Below are 18,940 nucleotides of genomic sequence, written 5' to 3'. Positions count from 1 at the left end.
GGTTCAGTTTATTTTTATAAGCCGATGAGTGTGTTTGTTCATCTTTTGGCTAATATTTCAGAGCCAGTTAACCTTAACTGGCTCTTTTTATTTTGGTGGTATTTATAATGACCTCTATGTTGATTTGCCCTATTTGCATGACTCCGCTACAGCAGCATCAAGCTTCTCAGGGTTTTTATTGTGAAAATAAACATCATTATGATCGTCATAAAGAAGGTTACTGGCCATTACTGTTGGCGAATAAAACTAAGATGCAGGCCATAAGCCGCGAAAAAATGCGCGCCAAGCGTTTCTTGCTGGCATCGGGAATATATACTCCAGTGGTGAATAAAATTACTGAGGTGTTATTGAGCCTGCTGGCGGACAAGCCTCAAATACAGCATTTGGATTACCAATGTGGTGATGGCTATTATTTACGGGCGTTAATGCCAAGCCTATCTGAACTTAATGGCCAGCACTGGGGCATAGATGACAGTGAAAATACCTTGTTTGCCGCTGCCAAGGCGGGGACCCGTGCAAATTTAATCCTCTCAGGATTGAAGAAGTTACCCATAGCGGATAACAGTGTCGATGTGATCACGATTCTAGACAGCCCACTGAAAGGCAAGGAGTGTCAGCGTATCCTTAAGGATGACGGCATACTTGTTATGCTTATCCCTGCAGAACGTCATTTATGGCAGCTTAAGCAAGAGGTATATCCAGAGCTAACAGAGAAGCAGCAAGGGATTAATTTACCTAACAATATTCAAGTGATTGAGTCCCATCAAATTAAATTTACTCAAGATATCGATGGTCAGCAAGCCATCACCTTGTTAGACATGTCCACCTTTGGCTGGCGGGCAAACGATGAGCTGAGACATGGCATTAAGAGTAAAGCTATCCTCAAGTTAGAGTTTGAGTTTAATTTAGTGATAGCCAAGAAATTACTTTAGGCTTGTGCGCATTTTGCTTGGAAACCTCTGTGTGAAAACTTTAGTGCTAAGTAGAAGCCGCTGATCTTTTCAAAAGCCAAGGATGGCGTTAAAGAAACTAAAATAAAAGGGCTTAGATAAAGGCACTTGAATAAAAATATCCAAATAAAGGGATTAGCATTAAAGAAGGATGAGGTGTTGCAATAGACAGAGGGAGTGCGTTTGTTGCTGCTGTTTAAAAAAGACTAGAAATAATTAAGGCTTGATGTTGTGCGTGTTACTACTTTCATAGTATCGCCCAATCACCAAGCCCCAATAATCAACCTATTGAATAAGCTAATTCTTTATTGACATTCTTACTTTTTGTAAGAAGAAGCCATGTTGTCTAAACGGTCGTTAGCACGTTTAGCTTCAGCTTGTGCGTCCATAGCAGCAGCTTTTGCGCCTTTAACATCAACGGCTAGCTTGCTTTGCTCAGACTTTAAAGAACCAACTTCTGCAGATAGTTGGTCAACTTTGTTACCTAGGTTAGCAACGCTCTCTTCAAGAGCGGTAGTGTTAGCACAGCCACCTAATAAAGCAGTCATCGCAACACCAGCAATCATCAGTACTTTTTTGTTCATGGGTAAATCCCTTAATATAGGTTGTATAATATGAGCAGAAACACTCTGTTTCTGCAGCGGCGTAATTATGTCACAGCTATTTTAATTTGCTATAGGTAAACACAATAATATTTAATTAAAATAGCGAATATTTATTGAATTGCAAGTTTGTAACCATCTTTTCAACATAATTTGATGTTCCATTAACGATTTACGGCATTACAACCGACTTTCGTTGTATTTTTAAACGAAAATAAATTGATCTCGTACAAATCGCCACCAATCTAGTTTGGTTGTTTTTTAATCAAACTTTGTTTGTATTCATCAATTGCCAGAATTCTGAGTCGATTTAGCTGATTTTTTATGTCGGCGCCGATAAATCCATCGGCAATGATTTTTTGCACTTCAACTTGCTTAGCTAACTGGAAACAATGTTCAATATAAGCCGCTTGAGGGTAGGCACTTTTTTCGAGTCCAGTACGGCCCCTAATATCGGCAATGCAAGCACTGAGTAGGCCGTTTAAACGTTCTGGTTTACGCCAAAAATCCCCTTTATCGAATAGGCTGACTAAGGTGCTGGCTTTAAGCTCGAAGGCATTGTGAATATTTTGATGCTGATCGCTGACCAATAACGCCAGATCTCGATAGTCATTAGGGACTCGCAGACGCTGACAAAACTGCTTGATCAAAGGTAACCCTTTCTGGCCGTGACCATGGTGCTTAGGTAGGCTTTCTTTGGGGCTCAGCGCCTTGCCTAAGTCGTGTACTAAGGTGGCAAAGCGAATCGCCATATCATCCGTGAGTAGACTCGCTTGCTTGAGGCTTAATAGAGTGTGTTTTCCAGTATCAATTTCTGGATGCCACTTTTCGGGCTGAGGCACACCAAACAGGGCATGAATTTCAGGGAATAATACTTCAAGTGCGCCGCACTGAGCTAAAACTTCAAAAAAGACCTGTGGCTCATCTGTGGCTAATGCTCGCTCACATTCTTGCCAGACGCGCTCCGCAGTTAAGTGTTCAAGCTCACCACTTAGGCTGATTTGAGACATTAATGCCATGGTTTCAGTGGCAACCGTAAAACCTAATGAGTGAAAGCGCGCGGCGAAGCGAGCGACCCTGAGCACCCGCAGGGGATCTTCAACGAAGGCTTGGGACACATGACGAAGTTGTTTGTGGATTATGTCTTGTTGGCCGCCATAAGGGTCGTGCAGTTGGCCTTGTTCATCTTGGGCTATGGCATTAATGGTGAGATCCCGGCGCAATAAGTCTTCTTCTAAGCTGACATGCTCATTGGCGTCACAACTAAAGCCGTCATAACCCGTGCCAGTTTTACGCTCAATGCGGGCTAAGGCATACTCTTGTTGATTTTTCGGGTGCAAAAAAACGGGGAAGTCCTTGCCCACTTGACGATAGCCTAAGGAGAGCATTTCGGCAGGGGTTGAGCCCACCACCAAATAATCTTTGTCTTTGATAGTTAGGCCAAGCAAGGCATCGCGCACCGCGCCGCCGACAAGATAAATTTTCATAGCAAGGTCAAATCTTAAATAATGTTACCGAAAGCTTAACACGGCCTAGGTTGATGGCAGAGATTTTAACGCTAAATTTTGACAAGCCACTGGCTAAGGATTAACGTGAGCCGTCGGTAATTAATTAGGAACTGTGGTTACATGTATAAAGCTTTCTTTGGACTGAATGATAATCCCTTTTCAATCGCCCCCAATCCCCATTATTTATTTTTAAGTGATCGTCACAGAGAAGCCCTGGCGCACTTAACCTATGGCTTAGGTGAGACCGGGGGATTTGTACTGCTTACAGGCGAGGTTGGTACAGGTAAGACGACGGTATCTCGTTGCTTGCTAAGGCAATTACCAGCAAATACCGACACCGCTTTTATTCTTAACCCTGCGCTGACTGAACTCGAATTATTGGCCACCTTGTGTGATGAGCTTAAAATCAGCTACAGCGAAAACCCGAGCCTTAAGCAACTGACCGATCTTATCAGTCATTATTTACTGGCTAATCACGAGCAAGGTCGCAATACCGTGCTTATCATAGATGAAGCTCAGCACCTTAAAGCCGAAGTGTTAGAGCAGCTTAGATTACTGACCAACTTAGAAACAGACACCAAAAAATTGCTGCAAGTGATTTTAATTGGTCAGCCAGAATTACAACAACTGCTGAAGAGACAAGAACTTAGGCAGCTAGCCCAGCGCATTACCGCCCGTTACCATTTACTGCCTTTAACCTTAGAGGAAGTGAGTCTCTATGTGCAGCATCGCTTGCAAGTGGCTAATCGGTTTGAGCCTCTGTTTACCGCTAAAGCCTGTAAATACCTGCACAAATACAGTGGCGGCATTCCAAGATTGATCAATCTATTATGCGAGCGCGCCCTGATGGCCGGTTACGGCCAATCTAAGGTGCCCATCGATCATCATATGGTGAAGCAAGCCGCGGTTGAAGTATTGGGCGAGGTGGAAGAATTCTCACTGCCATATAAGCCTGTGGCAATAGCGGCAACTGTGGCCTTAGTGTTTGCCGGCGCTTTTTATGGCTTCTATCAGGCAGCGATATCAAACCCGAATTTAGGCGCTACTCAAGCTCAAGTTCAGACTCAGATAGCCACTCAAGCTACAATTCAAGCTTTGCCACAAGCGTCAGTGCAACAAGGGGCTGAACTAACAAGAGCGGAACAAGTAAGTGCTGAGCAAACATATGCTGCTGAGCAAATTCAACCTACCGCCAACACACTGAGTACTGAGCAGAGAGTGCTCAAGCAAGCCATCACTCAAAGTCAGAATATCGACAATGCCTATGCCGGCTTGTTTGGCGTGTGGCAGCGACAGCCCATAAGCGGCTTAACCCCGTGTCAGGCGGCGATGGAACAGGGATTGGCCTGCCATCAACAGCAAGGTAATTGGCACAGCATCTCAAGACTCAATTATCCTGCGGTGGTTTATTTGCAGGATGAAAGTTTAGGTGATTTTTACGGTGTGTTAGTCGAGCGGGACGATGACCAAGTGTTACTGCAACTTAACGAGCAACAGTTATGGGTGTCTAAGCATTGGTTTAATCAGCACTTTAGCGGCACTTTTGAGTTGTTATGGCAGCCAACCAAGCGAGTGCCAAGAGAAATCAGCCGTGGCTCACATTTATCTCAAGTGCAGTGGTTAGAAAATAATCTGGCTAAGATTAATGGCCGTCAAGCCAGGCTGATGGATGATTTTGATCATGAGCTTGAACGTGAGCTCATGGCGTTTCAGCGCCAACATGGTTTAAAAGCCGATGGCATAGCCGGCAGCCAAACCTTAGTGCAATTGAATTTATTTACCAGTAAGCAAGGCCCAAGATTAACCTCGGCGCTGAGCAACAAGCGTGAGGCACTTTAATGTCGATTTTGTTGGACGCCGTTACCCGTGAGAAGAACCAGCAGATGGGTGTGTTACCAGACGCTGTGCTTACCCCAAGAGCCAATTACCCTAAGCCTAAGTCAGCATTTACCAGCACCAAAGCGCTTTGGTTGATGACAGGGTTAGGGGCAACCGTAGGCGCTGCTTGGCTGATGGCACAAGTTGTGGCCAATCCAAGTCATAAGCTGACCGCCAATACCTTAGTTCAAACTAAGACATTAGATGCCGCACAAGCGCTGCAAACTCAGGTAGGTCATCAGACTCAAGGCCAAGCCAATGAGATTAGCTCAGCAGGCCCTGAAAGCCTTGCATCTATGAGTGAAGATCAATCTAAGCTCAAACCTAACGTTAATGCTATGAACAAGGCTCAGGTGCAATTAGCGGGCAAGGTTGCCTTACCTGTGCCTAAAAGCTATAGCGCAAGTTTGTTGGATCGCAATACCCAAGGAATGAGCGCTAGCCAACAAGATGAACAAATCGATGAAGCCTTACTTGCAAGCTTATCAGAAGACGAGAAGCGCTACGCAAGAGCTGCATTTTCTGCACCTCATTTTGATGACAATCAACAAACGAGTCAGTGGCAAGATGAACAAGGATTTGATGATGAGCCGATCCTGCTTGGGGCTAACGCCAATGCCCGCGGTCTGGCTGAACTCGCTGCATTAAAACAACAAGTGAATGACGCGGCGAGGCAGGTCAATATCAGTGACACGTTTGAGCGTTATAATGACGATATCATTAATGATGATACCTCCCGCCCTCGGCGTATTAGTGGTGAACCAAGGGGCACTCAAAATGCTCCGCAGGGCGGTGATGACACTGCTAATCGCAATAGTCGTTTAAGCCAACGTGAGCGCGATAGCCAAATCGCCGCTGTAAAGCAAGAAGCACAAAAGGATAACCTATTGGCGGCATTTGAAGCAGCGCTTAAGGATGTGGAATATGAGAAGTCAGCCAATCAAAACGTAACCCCAGCGGCTCTCGATCCTATTTCCCAAACCCAAGACAAAGATTATCCTAACTACGGTCAGCTACCTGCCAATTTGCAATTACAAGTGCCTGAGTTCTCTGTGGTAGCTCATGTGTATTCCTCAGATGCCAGCAATCGCTGGCTCAACGTGGACGGTGCAGAGTTGCAGGAAGGGGACAAAATTCAGGATAAGCTCACCTTAATAGAAATAAGGCCACGGGATATAGTGCTAGAAATTCAGGGGACTAAGTTTAAAGTGCCGGCAATTTAGTCTCATCCTCAGATTTACACCCAATAAAAAAGGCGCCTAGGCGCCTTTTTTATTGGTGTGAATCATTACTAAGCGTGGATCTGCTGCGCCATAAACAGAGTTAACCCATAACCGACGCAGTAACATAGCAGCAGTGCTGGCACATATTTAAGGTAGCTAACAAAGGTCAGCTCCTTCACTTTGCTCATGGCGATAATGCCAGATGCCGAGCCTATCACCAACAGCGAACCACCCACACCCACAGAGTAAGTGAGTCCTAGCCATTCCACAGTGGTTAACACAGGTTCAGCCTTGAGTAGGGCCGCTGTGAGTGGCACGTTATCCAATAACGCAGAGCCCATACCGGCAAAGAAGTTAGAGATGTTAGGGTCATACATGCTGTAGACCTGAGTCAATAAATCTAGGGTGCCAATGACTTTTAACATACCCACAAGCAGTAAAATACCGAGGAAGAATAATAAGGTGTCAAACTCGACCTGACGTATGTATTCCAATACCTGGGTTTCTTCCTTGTCTGGGCGGCTCATGTGGCCCACTAGGAACATCACAGATAAGCCGGTTAAGAAGGTCAACACTGGCGGTATGCTAAAGAACACATTCAGTGCCATTGTCATCACGATAGTGGTGAAGAAAATAGCGGCAATGACCACATCCACGGTACGAAATTGCTGCTTAATGGGGGTGGTTTTTACTTCTCCTTCGGCTTTGAGTGAGAAAAGCACAGCCAATAACATCACGCTCACCGCCGCCGGGATAAACAACACCAGCAGATCTGAGATGTGCACTTTACCCGCAAGGAATATCATCAAGGTGGTCACATCACCGGTAATAAGCGCCACGCCGCCAGAGTTTACTGCGAAGATGATAAGCACGGCCATGCGTCTTCTCATCTGCTTATCTAGCTTAAAGGTGGTGAGCAAACCTAATGACACTAAGGTTGCGGTGACGTTATCGCAGATGGCTGAGAGAAAAAGCGAAAACATGGCCACCTGGATCATCAGCATGCGCACCGACACCCGCTGAGGGAACAGTTTCTGCACCATGATCTGGATCATGCCTTTGGCATTCAGGTAGGCCACAAAGGTCATGGTCGACATTAAAAATAGCCATAGGGTGGCAATTTCCAATAAGTTTTCGTTAAGTTCTTCGGCAACAATCTTAGTCTGTTCAGCATCGCCAGAAGCGATAAACAAGCTGACCCAGGCAATACAGCCTAAGAAGAGTGTGGTTTTCGCTTTATTAATATGGGTGACTTCTTCGAGCACGATACTCAGCAATGCGAGCACAGCAAGAATGATAAGAAAGGTGTGTAGCATGACTGCAATTCCAACCTGTTTTTGTGTGTTTGACCAGAAGATGGACTGACTAATTTAAGGGGGCATTAGTCGCTTATTTTGGCGGAGGCGATCAAAACATAATGGCCCTATTTTCGCAACCGAGTTTGCAATTTTTAGGGTAAAAAGGACCATTTATTTCCTTGCAATGCAATTGATAGCGTAAGACTTCAACATTAAGGGACCTTAGGTCCCTTAATGTTACGACTGAATAGCGCTTGAAATTAGAGTTTAAAAGCGACTTTCATTTCAGCAAATACGCTATCTACAGCCTTAAGGGTCATAGCTAGTTCATCTTCGCCGTGAGCCATGGATAAGAAACCGGCTTCATAGGCGCTAGGGGCTAAATACACCCCTTGGGCTAGCATGGCATGATAGAAGTAACGGAAATGCTCCATATTGCACTGAGTGACCTGCGCAAAAGATGTCATAGGCGCAGAGTCTGTGGTGAAGAAGAAGCCAAACATGCCGCCCACGTAGGTAATTGACAGTGGAATGCTGTGTTTGTCGGCTGCCGCTTTCATACCAAGGGCGATGCGCTGCGTTTTTTCCGCTAATGCTGGGTAAAGGCCTGGTTCACACAAGGCTTCCATTTGCGCAAGACCTGCACTCATGGCAATGGGGTTGCCGGAAAGCGTGCCCGCTTGATACACAGGGCCAGTCGGCGCGATATATTGCATTATGGCTTTCTTGCCGCCAAAGGCGCCGACAGGCATGCCGCCGCCAATAACTTTGCCTAGGGTAGTTAAGTCTGGCACGACACCATAATGAGCCTGAGCACCGCCCATGGCGACCCTAAAACCTGTCATCACTTCATCTATGATAAGTAGCGCACCAAATTCATCACACAGGCCACGCAGGCCTTGTAGGAAGCCAGGAATAGGGGGGATGCAATTCATGTTGCCAGCAACAGGCTCTAAAATAATGCAAGAAATGGCATCGGGATGCAGTTCGAACAGTGAACGCACCGAGGCTAAATCGTTATAGGTGGCCGTTAAGGTGTGCTTAGCGAAATCTTCAGGGATGCCAGGCGAGCTAGGTTGGCCTAACGTCAGGGCGCCAGAACCCGCTTTAACTAACAAGCAGTCGGCATGACCGTGGTAACAACCTTCAAATTTTAAAATCTTGTCACGGTTAGTGTAACCGCGGGCAAGACGAATGGCGCTCATGGTGGCTTCAGTGCCAGAGCTTACCATGCGCACTTGTTCGATTGATGGCACCATGGCGATGACTTTTTCAGCCATCTTGACTTCAAGTTCAGTGGGAGCGCCAAAGGAGAGGCCATTTTCTACTGCATCGAGTACAGCTTGACGAATTTTAGGGTGGTTATGGCCTAAGATCATCGGTCCCCAAGAACCGACGTAATCTATGTATTTGTTACCGTCAGCATCGAAAATATAAGCGCCATCGGCTTTTTCGATAAAAAGCGGCGAGCCACCCACACCATTGAAGGCGCGCACTGGCGAGTTTACACCGCCGGGAATGGTTTTCTTCGCCTGCTCAAATAGGGCTTCAGAACGGTTCATGTGTTGTCCTTAATAACTGAATTTATGTAAAAATATAGTGCTAAAGAGTTTGGTGTCGGTTATCTATCGCCTTTGCGGGAATACCAATTCACCGGACACTCGTATTGCTTAAGTTTATCTTCAACCCCTAGGGTTAATGCGAACAGGGCCATACGGATCAACAGGCCATTATCTGCCTGTCTGAAAATGGCTAAACTGGGGTGGCTATTGAGGTCATTATCTAACTCATTGGCCTGTTCCCGCGAGTCTCTTGGCAAGGGATGCATGATCACAGTGTGAGACTTACAGTGCTGGGTATAAATGCTGTGGTTTAACCTAAACTTGCCGCGATATTTGTTGGCTTCTTCCTGAGAGGGAAAGCGTTCTTCTTGAATACGGGTTAAGTAGAGGATATCGGCCTGATGCAAATTGCCTTCCAGTTTATCGGTAATGTGTACCTTGTGACCGGCATTTTCTATGTCATTGAGCACATAATCTGGCATAGACAGCTCTGTTGGGGAGATCAAAGTAAATTGAATGTTTTTATACATGCATAACAGGCGTGACAGTGAATGTACTGTGCGGCCATATTTGAGATCGCCCACCATGGCGATATGCATGCCATCGATCCCCATGCCAGAATGGCTAAGTTCTTTTTGAATGGTAAATAAATCTAATAAGGCTTGGGTTGGATGCTCGTTAGGGCCATCGCCGCCATTAATCACAGGTACTCGGCTGCCTTCGGCAAATTCTTTTACCGAGTAGGCATCGGGATGACGCATGGCAATCACATCGGAATAGGTCGATAACACTCGGGCTGTGTCGTATAAGGATTCACCCTTAGACAAGGACGATGAAGCCATTCCCGTGGTTTCTCTGACATGGCCGCCTAACAAGTTAAAGGCACAGCCGAAACTCACTCGAGTACGAGTGCTGGGTTCAAAAAACAGGTTACCTAAGATCGCACCTTCTAACACCTTAGTGCGTTTTTCTCGCAGGGCGTAGGGTGTCATATTATTAGCAGTGGCAAATATGGTGTTGATAGCGTCGAGATCTAACTGGCTTACCGAGAGGATGTGCGAACCTTCGAACTGTGTCATCAGCCTAATTTCCAATGTTGGGGGGTAATTAGTGCGCAAGGGCGACTCTTTACCCTAGATTTATGTAGGGTGGCTGAGGCGCGATTGTAGCAGAAGCCTAAGGGAGATAATACAGTTTCAGCTTGAATTTACCCCGAGATCACATTTGCCCTAAACGGATCTCCTGTTGCAAATTACTCCAGCTAATTACTCCGACAATTCTGTCAATATTGTCCCGATAAATAAACACTTCACCGCCACGTTTTGCCGCCAATAACACATAAGCATCATCTAAGGTGGCACTGTCTGGCAAGCCTTGCATGGGGTGGCGTGACAGTGTGGTGCTGTCTTCAAATGATTGCATTTCAAGGCGCAGCATTTCTATTTTGCCATCGGTATTTCTCACGAGTACTGGCCTGCCTTCGGCGCGTTTTAATACTTCCAGCAGTAAGTCGCCGTCATCGGTGACTATCACAAAGCGTTTATCCATTAACACCCGCACGCCTTTTTGCTGCAGGCCTAAATTCATTGGCGGTACCTTGTAACTCAACCCCATGATATCAAGCTGCTTTAAAAAAATGGATTCTGCATTAAACCATTGATAGGCAATCAAAAACGCGGGAATAGTCACGAACATGGCTGGCAGTATGATGGACGCATCATTGGTCATTTCCAGCAAAGCGACTAAGGCGGCAAGGGGGGCGCTTAAACAGACCCCCATCATGGCTGTCATGCCGATGACAGTATACAGGCCCACATAAGGCGCAATAGAGGGAAACAGCGCGCTACTGACTAACGCTAATATGGCACCGACCAAGGCGCCAATACCATAGAGGGGACCAATAAGGCCCCCTGGCACGCCAAACCCAATTGCGGCTATAGTGGCCAACATCTTGCCAATCAATAAGGCTATCAAGAAGAATAAGCTTGGGTTCTCACTGACAGCTTCATGGAGGGCTAAATCTCCCGAGCCTAAGGCTTGCGGCAGAAATAGCCCCACCACTGTGGTGATGCTTGCGGCAATGGCAAGGCGGTAAATCAGCGGCCAGTGTTGGCCCTTGGCGGTCACCTTGAGCAGAGAATAGTTAAACGCGGCGGCGGTGCAACCTAAGGCTAACCCCCCTAAGAGTAAAATAGGGTAATGATCCAGTGGAATATGTATAACATCGATGGCGGCGTATTCGTGCACATTACCAAACACCAGCTGGCTAGATACCGCGCCGCAAATGGCGGACAACATAATAGGGAAAAAGTAATGAATTTTGTATTCCCGCACTATGACTTCAAACACGAACAACACGGCGGCTAATGGCGCGTTAAAGGTGGCGGCAATACCGGCAGCTATGCCACTTGCACACATGATGCGCACGCTGTTATCGGGCAGTTTAAATTTTTCAGCCATGACGCTGGCACTCACAGCCCCTAAATGAATGGCAGGGCCTTCTCGGCCGACTGAGAAATTGGTCACAAGGGCGATTAACGCCTGAAAGAATTGCCCTGGCGCCGATTGCAATGGCACCTTGCCATAGTGGTGCCTAAATCTGTGTAACACATAGGCGATACCCATGCGTCGATAGCGCTTTGACCCCAACAAGGCCACCAACCAAATGAGTGCAGCACCGGCTATGGGCAAGTAAGTGCGCCAGTCATAGGCAAGTTCAGTGACTGTGCCGGTATGGACTTGGGTATACTGCTCGGCCCATAACAGCATAAGGCGAAAGAGAATAATCACGGCAGAGGAGATGATGGCAAACAATAAAGCCAGTGCGCACAATTGCACACTTATGCTCGCCTGGGACAGTTGATCCCTAAACTCATTACGCAGATATTTGCGTATAGCGCGTTTGGCGTGAATAATAGCGGCTCTATTTATCTTCAATTGCACTCTTATGCCCAATTATGCCCAGTTAATGAGTGAAAAATCACTGACCTAGTGGCGAGTTTACCTCAAAGGTGAGGAACTCGGGTGAGATTATTGTATTTTATTAAAGGCTTGTAACCTAATGCTAAATTATCATCGCTGGCTTGATCGACTGCAAGCGTTAGAGCGCCGTTATGGCAACTCAAGGGCGTCTTTAACGGCGCTTTGTGTGATCGTTTTCCTGCTCGGTGGCTTGAGCTATCGTCTATGGCTCGATTTTGCCCCCGAAGAAACTCAGTATAGCACCAGCGGTAAGCGTAAATTGACGCTAGAGCTTGAACGGCAAACCCAAGAAACGGCCCGTAAAAACTTAGCGTTAGCCATAGAGCAAGAAGCCAATGCTGAGATGCAAAAAATGTTTACTCGTCAGCTGGCACAACAAAAAGTGCTGGAGAAAGAGCTGGCGTTTTATCGCAGCGTGATGGCGCCAGAAACCAACGCGGAAGGACTGGCTATCCATGCTCTGGAATTAACCCCTGGGCTGGTGGTGAATCGCTACCAAGTCAGACTTATTCTGACGCAATTACAGAAAAGAAAATACAACCTTCGCGGCAGGGCGCAGTTGCTCTTTATTGGCTTGGTGGATGGCAAGCACACTGAACTCAGTTTAGATAAACTGACAAAGACCAAATTTGATTTTGCGTTTCAATATTTTCAAATTTTAGATGCCGAAATTAATCTTCCTGCCAACTTCAGCCTAGCGAGAGTAGAGCTGAAGGCTAAGGTCCGTGCGGGGCGGGGGAATAAAGCGGCGACCTTAAGCCAAGTGTTCGATGTCAGTGAATTATTAGCCTCAGAAAAAGAACTTGGGGTAATACTTGAACAAAATAGTCAGGTAAAGGATAATTCGCTTAATAGTGTGACTAAGAGGTAATCATGACCGAACAGACAGATGCAGCAATGCCTATAAAATTTACTGATGCTGCGGCAATTAAGGTGAAGGGCCTGCTCGAAGAAGAACAGAACCCAGAACTTAAGCTACGCGTTTATGTCACTGGCGGTGGTTGCTCAGGTTTCCAATATGGCTTCACTTTCGATGAAAAAAGCAGTGCAGATGACTTTGTCATAGAAAAACAGGGCGTTAAGCTAGTTGTTGACCCTATGAGCCTACAGTATTTAGTTGGCGGTGAAGTCGATTACACCTCTGGCCTTGAAGGTTCACGTTTCTTCGTGAAAAACCCTAATGCAAGCTCTACTTGCGGTTGTGGTGCCAGCTTCTCGGTATAATTTGACTGAGTCATTGGCAATGAAAAATGCCGATAAACAGCATGAATCAACAGAACCAATAAAAAAGCCGTCTGATGACGGCTTTTTTGATCCGGTAAACTTCACAGCTAGCTCATGATGTTAAAGTTCATTCTCGGTTTAAACCAAGCTTTCACTTTAGCATCGAAGCTTACCCAGACTTGCAGTAAGGCTAGGCTAATCAATACACTAAAGATAATCCAGTCTGGCAATGTGAGCTGCAATAAGCCTAAATCAACCTGAGTAGGCCCCACGACCAAGTTATCGGGGTCGTATAAGAACACAGGTAACAGGCTGACCAAGGCAAGTTGGCTCAAGGTATATAAGCGCAGCAGGTACAAGGCCGAGCGCTGGCGACCAAAGACGGCTAATACCATCAACAAGGTCAGGATGCAAAACAGCACCCCTTGTTTAGCGATAAGGCCGCTGATTGAAATCACAGTAAAAAACACCATCAAGGCAATCAAGCGTTTAGCCAATACCGGCTTGGTCGCGCCTTGAAGCTGTGTTTCGCTCTCAATGCTTTGGGCCGTCGAGTCGAGTGCATCAAGATCGCTTTTGGGCGTGTTTTTGGGTTTCATTGTGAATTTCTCATTACCAGGCTTAACTCTTGCTAGGGCTTATATTATTGGACTCACATCAGTGGGCTCATAATATTAATGCTTTGGTCTGACCCTAGGGGTTAAGCGCTCGTTGAATTCATAGGGCGGGATAACCACACCTAAATCATCTTGAACCGGGAATACTGCAACAAACAAGTCATCTTCTTCCATGCCTGAAACCCAGCGCTCTTGAAACTCATCTAATGGAATCGCCAGTGGCTCACAATCGCTCCACTCATCGACGGCCCAAAGCGAAGCGGCTTCTTCAGACGACCACATAGGGATGCAATCTTCATCGTCTGTGGTTAGCATGACGCAACCATCTTGATCTTGCAGTGTCCAAATGTGCTTCTCAGTTTTGATTTGCTCAACCAAAAAGTCATATCTGGCTTCTGGAGTCATGTTGACTTGCTCTGAAATCGATTTTTTTGCATTGCTCATGGATACTTTCTCATTGTTTAAAGAGTTAATAATTTAACGATTTAGTAATAACATAATGTTGTTATTTAGCGCTGTAGCGCCCACCAAGTACAGCAGATTTTGATGCACCCGTCACCGCGGGTAAGTTGGCGGGTAAATTATGATGATGGCGCATGGCAAGCCACGCAAACGCTATGCCTTCTACCCATTTGGCATCTACACCTAAGGCCGAAGTGGTTTGCAGCTGATACCCAGGTACAAGCTGAGTTAAGCGCTTCATTAACGCGCCATTTAAGGCCCCACCACCGCAGACGAATAACTGACCTTTAGGGGCGAGTTTATTGATGTCATTGGCTATGCTGTGACAGGTTAAGTCCAGCAAGGTGGATTGGATATCTTCGGCATCTAAGTGGCTAAAGTTAGCCAGTTGCTGCTCGAGCCAAGCTTGGTTAAACAACTCCCGGCCGGTACTTTTAGGGTAGTGCAGCGAAAAATACGGATGGGATAGCATTTGGGTTAACAGGGCTTGATTGCTGTTTCCTGAGTCTGCCCATTGGCCATCTTCATCGAAGGCTTGCTCTAGGTTTTGTAGAATATACGCATCAATTAAGGTGTTACCAGGGCCGGTATCAAACCCTAGCACTTGCTCGCTGTTGCCGGGCAGGTAAGTCACATTGGCGATACCGCCAATGTTTAAAATGACCCTGATTTGATCTTTTTCGGCAAACACTTGCTGGTGGAAAGCGGGCACTAAGGGAGCGCCTTGACCACCTAAGGCAATGTCTTTACGACGAAAATCGGCGATGACATCTATGCCTGTCTCAACGGCTATGGTATTGGGATCGCCAATTTGCAGGGTAAAACCCACCTCTAAATTGGGCATATGACGCACAGTCTGACCGTGGCTACCTATGGCAATGATCTGCGACTTAGGGATATTAGTTTTCTCAAGCAAGGCATTAACCGCATCGGCAAACAAGCTGCCCACGGCTCTGTCTAAGCGGCCTAAACGATTAATCTCATCGGCGGCAGGGTTACATAATCTTTGTAGGCCCTTAAGTAGATGCTTAGGAATAGCTTGGGTGTGGCCGGCGATTAATTGAGGTTTAGCTTGGGAGAAATCCACCAAAACGGCATCTACGCCATCCATGCTGGTGCCAGACATTAGGCCGATAAAATATTCAGGCTTGCTCATAGGAATGCTCAGTTGCTGGCAAGTTGCACTTGCTGATTTTGCTTAAGCTTAGCCATTAAATCTTGGCTGAGCCTTTGGAATTTTTGTTTTTCGCTGCGGGCGATGGGATCTGACTTTGGCAAGCTGACCGTTCTTGGGTTGCGATGTACGCCATTGACGATAAATTCGTAATGCAAATGGGCACCGGTAACACGGCCAGTACGGCCAAGAGTGCCTATGATCTGCCCCTGTTTAACGCTATCGCCGCGGCTGACGTTGCGCTTGGTCAAATGCAGGTATTTAGTGGTATAGGTGCCGTTATGCCTAATAAACACATAATTTCCGTTGAACTGGTTGTAACCCGCCTCAATGACTTTACCCCGGCCAGCAGACTTGATGGGCGTGCCAACGGCGGCGACATAATCCACCCCTCTGTGGGCTTTAACTTGGCCGGTCACTGGGTGCAGGCGGCGAGGATTGAAGTTTGAGCTGACGTATTTGAAATCAACAGGCGAGCGTAAAAACGCCTTACGCAGGCTGTTACCCGCTTCTGAATAATACTCACCATCGGAGTAACGCACCGCGGTATGACGTTCACCTTGGTTGACAAACTCTGCCGCCAAGATATTTCCATTACGTAAAAACTCACCGTCGGCAAACTCTTGCTCAACAATTAATGAGAAATGATCGTTACGGCGTAAATCTAAGGCAAAATCCACATCCCAGGCGAAGATGTTGGCCAGTTGCATAATATGGTTGGCCGAAAGCCCTGCATCGGCGGCAGCATTCCAAAAGTTGCTTTTGATTTTGGCGCTGACATATTGGCTGCGGATCTCAATTTCTTTGGTGTTAATTTTTTCAACATAGCCTGAATCATTTTTACTGATCACTAAGGTTGACACTTTATCTATGCGGTAGCTGACCTCTGAGAGTTCTCCCTCAGGGCTTTTGGTGATGGCAATTTCTTCACCGGGAATGATTTTCAGTAGATTTTTCTTCGCCAGTGGCAAATTGGCGATATCGAAGACGTCTTTGGCGCTTAATCCGGCGCGACTAAAAAGCCCACCTAAAGTATCGCCGTTAACCACTTCAAAGTATTCGACATTTTTTTGATCGTCATCGGCGGCTCTTAATTGCTGCTTTTTGGCTCTTATTTGAGCTTGAACGCTATTGAGCAATAAATCTTGATTGCCAAAGGTGTCCATGTCGGCGTCGACAGAGTCAGCTTGTCTGGCTTCAAGGGCTAAAGGAGAGGGATTACTGCGGGCAAACAATAAATCGTCTTCGGTGAAATCGATATTGGCCTTGGTATTAGTCGGCGTCTGTTTAGAGGCCAAGGCGTCTTCCGATGGCAACATCAGAATGACCAATGTGAATAGGCTTAACAACGTTAGCGCTAGTTGATGTGCTTTTGGCAGCAATTTAAATAAAGTTATAAGCTTTGCCATTGACCCTGATACCAATATTTCACGTTCATTATTATCCCCTTAGTGTACACACTTTCATTTGCCGTGGCTAACAAGTAACATAGACCTCTTTATTTTTTTGTATTCAAACCCACACTTAGTTAATAAAACTTATTCAACATCTATGCCATCACTCAGTTGGCGGCCAGAATAAGCCTAGCTAATGCCACGGGAATGCACTAGGAGTCGCAGTAAAAATGGCCGATTTAGACCAAGTATTAGCAGAGATTAAACGCGGTACCGATGAGATTTTACTCGAAGCGGATCTGCTGGCAAAACTAAAGGAAGGCCGTCCTTTACGGATAAAGCTGGGCGCCGATCCGACCGCGCCTGATATCCACTTAGGCCATACTGTCATTTTGAATAAAATGCGCACTTTCCAAGAGTTAGGCCATGAAGTCATCTTCTTGATTGGCGACTTTACTGGCATGGTTGGCGACCCAAGTGGCAAAAACAGCACTCGCCCGCCTCTGACTCGAGAGCAAGTACTTGCTAACGCCGAAACCTATAAAGAGCAGGTCTACAAGATTTTAGACCCAGCTAAAACCCGTATCGAGTTTAACTCAAGCTGGCTTGAGCCTTTGGGCGCTGCTGGCATGATCCGCCTTGCATCACAGCAAACTGTGGCGCGGATGATGGAGCGTGATGATTTTAAGAAGCGTTATGCTTCGGGTCAGTCGATTGCTATCCATGAATTTATGTATCCACTGCTCCAAGGTTATGATTCAGTAGCCTTAAAAGCCGATGTTGAATTGGGCGGCACGGATCAGAAGTTTAACTTACTCATGGGCCGTGAGCTGCAAAAAGCCGAAGGGCAGAAGCCGCAGACAGTCATCATGATGCCATTGCTTGAAGGCTTAGATGGCGTCAAGAAAATGTCAAAATCTGCCCATAACTACATTGGCGTGAGTGAGCCTGCTAATGAGATGTTCGGTAAGATCATGTCGATTTCAGACGATCTCATGTGGCGCTATTATGAATTGCTATCATTCCGTCCGCTGGCCGAAATCGAGCAATTCAAAGCTGATGTTGCTAATGGTACCAACCCAAGAGACGTGAAAATTGCCTTGGCGAAAGAAATCATCGCCCGTTTCCACGATGAAGCGCAGGCGCAATCTGCGCACCAAGCCTTTATCGACCGCTTCCAAAAAGGCGCGATTCCCGATGATATCGAAGAAATTACCCTAGAAGCAGGCGAAGGCTTAGGGGTGGCTAACTTACTTAAAGATGCAGGCCTTGTTAGCTCAACCTCAGAAGCCATGCGCATGATAAAGCAAGGCGCGGTGAAGATGGATGGCGAGAAGCTTGAAGACAGCCGTCAGACCTTTGCTGCTGGCCTTGAAGCTGTATTCCAAGTGGGCAAACGCAAGTTTGCCAAAGTGACGCTTAAATAACTTAGCGTGATTTTAAAACATCTACTCCAGTTCAATGGCGCCTAAATAGGCGCCATTTTTATGCGAGTTTTTGATCACTTAATTTGTACATCCAGCCCAAGTGACATTAAAGGTTCCTACTAGCGTTGTGATCACCACGGAGACTAAGGAACCAATCAGCATTTACTCACTTATGCCCCAAAGCTTGCCACGGCTCGAATGCTAGCTCTTGCTTAGCCAGATAGTTTGAGATACATAAAGTAATGAATACCAAAAAGTATGACCTGCCCATGAGGGATTTCAAAAATCGTTACAGTGAATCAGACTTGCCTAGTCTGGTTCATGCATAAACCCCCGCCATTTTTGCGCTGGCTTCGGGCTAACGCGCTTTGGTCCAAACTCGTGTCAGGCTGATCAGTTCTGGCACGATTATGCCCCTAAGTTAGCTAGCGAAAAAGTTTTTTCACATCCTGTTTGTCAGCTTTTGCCATACCTCTGCTAATGCGAGACGCAACATACAAGTCCTGTCCTTGATTATCATATGAACCGGAGCCTAGTAACTTTGCTCTTTATTATGTAGTAGCGTCTAGCTGCATTTGAAACTACTTAGCTCAATTACCACCTATTCCCTTGTTGTGACTTATCTCCCTGCGTAAACAT

General features: G+C 46.4%; 16 protein-coding genes. 6 read left to right on the top strand and 10 right to left on the bottom strand.

The window, feature by feature from the left end:
- The first annotated feature begins 107 nt into the window (after positions 1-107).
- Positions 108-932, top strand: a complete 825-nt coding sequence (locus tag SDEN_RS14675) for a putative RNA methyltransferase (RefSeq protein ID WP_011497254.1) — start codon at positions 108-110, stop codon at positions 930-932.
- Positions 933-1,267: 335 nt separating this feature from the next.
- Here the strand turns inward: SDEN_RS14675 and SDEN_RS14670 are convergent, their stop codons facing one another.
- Positions 1,268-1,534: an Lpp/OprI family alanine-zipper lipoprotein gene (locus tag SDEN_RS14670; RefSeq protein WP_011497253.1), complete on the bottom strand. Its 267-nt coding sequence runs from the start codon at positions 1,532-1,534 to the stop codon at positions 1,268-1,270.
- 263 nt (positions 1,535-1,797) lie between these two features.
- Positions 1,798-3,039 carry a multifunctional CCA addition/repair protein gene (locus tag SDEN_RS14665; RefSeq protein WP_011497252.1) on the bottom strand — a complete coding sequence of 414 codons (1,242 nt, stop codon included), beginning with the start codon at positions 3,037-3,039 and terminating at the stop codon, positions 1,798-1,800.
- A 141-nt stretch (positions 3,040-3,180) separates the two neighbouring features.
- On the opposite strand from SDEN_RS14665, the gene SDEN_RS14660 reads away from it, so the two are divergent.
- Together SDEN_RS14660 and SDEN_RS14655 are read left to right on the top strand one after the other, a co-directional pair.
- Positions 3,181-4,899 (top strand): AAA family ATPase, encoded by a 1,719-nt coding sequence (locus SDEN_RS14660; protein WP_011497251.1) that lies wholly within the window; start codon positions 3,181-3,183, stop codon positions 4,897-4,899.
- Complete coding sequence (locus tag SDEN_RS14655; RefSeq protein WP_011497250.1) at positions 4,899-6,161, top strand: general secretion pathway protein GspB; 1,263 nt, start codon at positions 4,899-4,901, stop codon at positions 6,159-6,161. Before SDEN_RS14660 ends, SDEN_RS14655 begins: the two co-directional genes overlap by 1 nt.
- Before the next feature lie 68 nt (positions 6,162-6,229).
- Here the strand turns inward: SDEN_RS14655 and nhaD are convergent, their stop codons facing one another.
- The 4 genes from nhaD to SDEN_RS14635 form a co-directional block, all read right to left on the bottom strand.
- The gene (gene nhaD / locus SDEN_RS14650; protein WP_011497249.1) at positions 6,230-7,477 is read right to left on the bottom strand and encodes a sodium:proton antiporter NhaD; all 1,248 of its coding nucleotides are present in this window, start codon (positions 7,475-7,477) and stop codon (positions 6,230-6,232) included.
- A gap of 242 nt (positions 7,478-7,719) precedes the next feature.
- On the bottom strand, positions 7,720-9,021 hold the full coding sequence (gene hemL / locus SDEN_RS14645) for a glutamate-1-semialdehyde 2,1-aminomutase (protein WP_011497248.1): 1,302 nt from the start codon (positions 9,019-9,021) through the stop codon (positions 7,720-7,722).
- Positions 9,022-9,080: 59 nt separating this feature from the next.
- The gene (locus SDEN_RS14640) at positions 9,081-10,100 is read right to left on the bottom strand and encodes an aspartate carbamoyltransferase (RefSeq protein WP_011497247.1); all 1,020 of its coding nucleotides are present in this window, start codon (positions 10,098-10,100) and stop codon (positions 9,081-9,083) included.
- Between the two features lie 139 nt (positions 10,101-10,239).
- On the bottom strand, positions 10,240-11,964 hold the full coding sequence (locus SDEN_RS14635) for a chloride channel protein (protein WP_011497246.1): 1,725 nt from the start codon (positions 11,962-11,964) through the stop codon (positions 10,240-10,242).
- Between the two features lie 118 nt (positions 11,965-12,082).
- Between SDEN_RS14635 and SDEN_RS14630 the strand changes: the two genes are divergently transcribed.
- Complete coding sequence (locus tag SDEN_RS14630) at positions 12,083-12,874, top strand: DUF6776 family protein (protein ID WP_011497245.1); 792 nt, start codon at positions 12,083-12,085, stop codon at positions 12,872-12,874.
- Positions 12,875-12,876: 2 nt separating this feature from the next.
- Positions 12,877-13,227 carry an iron-sulfur cluster insertion protein ErpA gene (erpA, locus tag SDEN_RS14625; RefSeq protein WP_011497244.1) on the top strand — a complete coding sequence of 117 codons (351 nt, stop codon included), beginning with the start codon at positions 12,877-12,879 and terminating at the stop codon, positions 13,225-13,227.
- Positions 13,228-13,334: 107 nt separating this feature from the next.
- On the opposite strand, the gene SDEN_RS14620 is transcribed toward erpA, so the two are convergent.
- The 4 genes from SDEN_RS14620 to SDEN_RS14605 form a co-directional block, all read right to left on the bottom strand.
- On the bottom strand, positions 13,335-13,826 hold the full coding sequence (locus tag SDEN_RS14620) for a hypothetical protein (RefSeq protein ID WP_011497243.1): 492 nt from the start codon (positions 13,824-13,826) through the stop codon (positions 13,335-13,337).
- Between the two features lie 75 nt (positions 13,827-13,901).
- The gene (locus tag SDEN_RS14615; RefSeq protein WP_011497242.1) at positions 13,902-14,288 is read right to left on the bottom strand and encodes a DUF2750 domain-containing protein; all 387 of its coding nucleotides are present in this window, start codon (positions 14,286-14,288) and stop codon (positions 13,902-13,904) included.
- A 61-nt stretch (positions 14,289-14,349) separates the two neighbouring features.
- A complete protein-coding gene (locus SDEN_RS14610) occupies positions 14,350-15,462 on the bottom strand; it encodes an anhydro-N-acetylmuramic acid kinase (protein ID WP_011497241.1) in 1,113 nt (370 codons plus the stop codon).
- An 8-nt stretch (positions 15,463-15,470) separates the two neighbouring features.
- Entirely contained in the window at positions 15,471-16,889 is a 1,419-nt protein-coding gene (locus tag SDEN_RS14605) for a peptidoglycan DD-metalloendopeptidase family protein (RefSeq protein ID WP_011497240.1), read from the bottom strand.
- Positions 16,890-17,104: 215 nt separating this feature from the next.
- On the opposite strand from SDEN_RS14605, the gene tyrS reads away from it, so the two are divergent.
- Positions 17,105-18,301, top strand: a complete 1,197-nt coding sequence (gene tyrS / locus SDEN_RS14600; RefSeq protein ID WP_011497239.1) for a tyrosine--tRNA ligase — start codon at positions 17,105-17,107, stop codon at positions 18,299-18,301.
- Positions 18,302-18,940 lie beyond the last annotated feature (639 nt).

The sequence above is a fragment of the Shewanella denitrificans OS217 genome (assembly GCF_000013765.1).
Lineage (GTDB): Bacteria > Pseudomonadota > Gammaproteobacteria > Enterobacterales > Shewanellaceae > Shewanella > Shewanella denitrificans.
Note: the sequence above shows the minus strand (reverse complement) of the source record. Positions and strands in the feature narration are given on the sequence as shown.

Excerpts from the sequence above, each read along its gene's own strand:
- SDEN_RS14675 (WP_011497254.1), top strand. The coding sequence starts at position 108 with ATGACCTCTATGTTGATTTGCCCTATTTGCATGACTCCGCTACAGCAG.
- SDEN_RS14670 (WP_011497253.1), bottom strand. The coding sequence starts at position 1,534 with ATGAACAAAAAAGTACTGATGATTGCTGGTGTTGCGATGACTGCTTTA.
- SDEN_RS14665 (WP_011497252.1), bottom strand. The coding sequence starts at position 3,039 with ATGAAAATTTATCTTGTCGGCGGCGCGGTGCGCGATGCCTTGCTTGGC.
- SDEN_RS14660 (WP_011497251.1), top strand. The coding sequence starts at position 3,181 with ATGTATAAAGCTTTCTTTGGACTGAATGATAATCCCTTTTCAATCGCC.
- SDEN_RS14655 (WP_011497250.1), top strand. The coding sequence starts at position 4,899 with ATGTCGATTTTGTTGGACGCCGTTACCCGTGAGAAGAACCAGCAGATG.
- nhaD (WP_011497249.1), bottom strand. The coding sequence starts at position 7,477 with ATGCTACACACCTTTCTTATCATTCTTGCTGTGCTCGCATTGCTGAGT.
- hemL (WP_011497248.1), bottom strand. The coding sequence starts at position 9,021 with ATGAACCGTTCTGAAGCCCTATTTGAGCAGGCGAAGAAAACCATTCCC.
- SDEN_RS14640 (WP_011497247.1), bottom strand. The coding sequence starts at position 10,100 with ATGACACAGTTCGAAGGTTCGCACATCCTCTCGGTAAGCCAGTTAGAT.
- SDEN_RS14630 (WP_011497245.1), top strand. The coding sequence starts at position 12,083 with ATGCTAAATTATCATCGCTGGCTTGATCGACTGCAAGCGTTAGAGCGC.
- erpA (WP_011497244.1), top strand. The coding sequence starts at position 12,877 with ATGACCGAACAGACAGATGCAGCAATGCCTATAAAATTTACTGATGCT.
- SDEN_RS14620 (WP_011497243.1), bottom strand. The coding sequence starts at position 13,826 with ATGAAACCCAAAAACACGCCCAAAAGCGATCTTGATGCACTCGACTCG.
- SDEN_RS14615 (WP_011497242.1), bottom strand. The coding sequence starts at position 14,288 with ATGAGCAATGCAAAAAAATCGATTTCAGAGCAAGTCAACATGACTCCA.
- SDEN_RS14610 (WP_011497241.1), bottom strand. The coding sequence starts at position 15,462 with ATGAGCAAGCCTGAATATTTTATCGGCCTAATGTCTGGCACCAGCATG.
- SDEN_RS14605 (WP_011497240.1), bottom strand. The coding sequence starts at position 16,889 with ATGGCAAAGCTTATAACTTTATTTAAATTGCTGCCAAAAGCACATCAA.
- tyrS (WP_011497239.1), top strand. The coding sequence starts at position 17,105 with ATGGCCGATTTAGACCAAGTATTAGCAGAGATTAAACGCGGTACCGAT.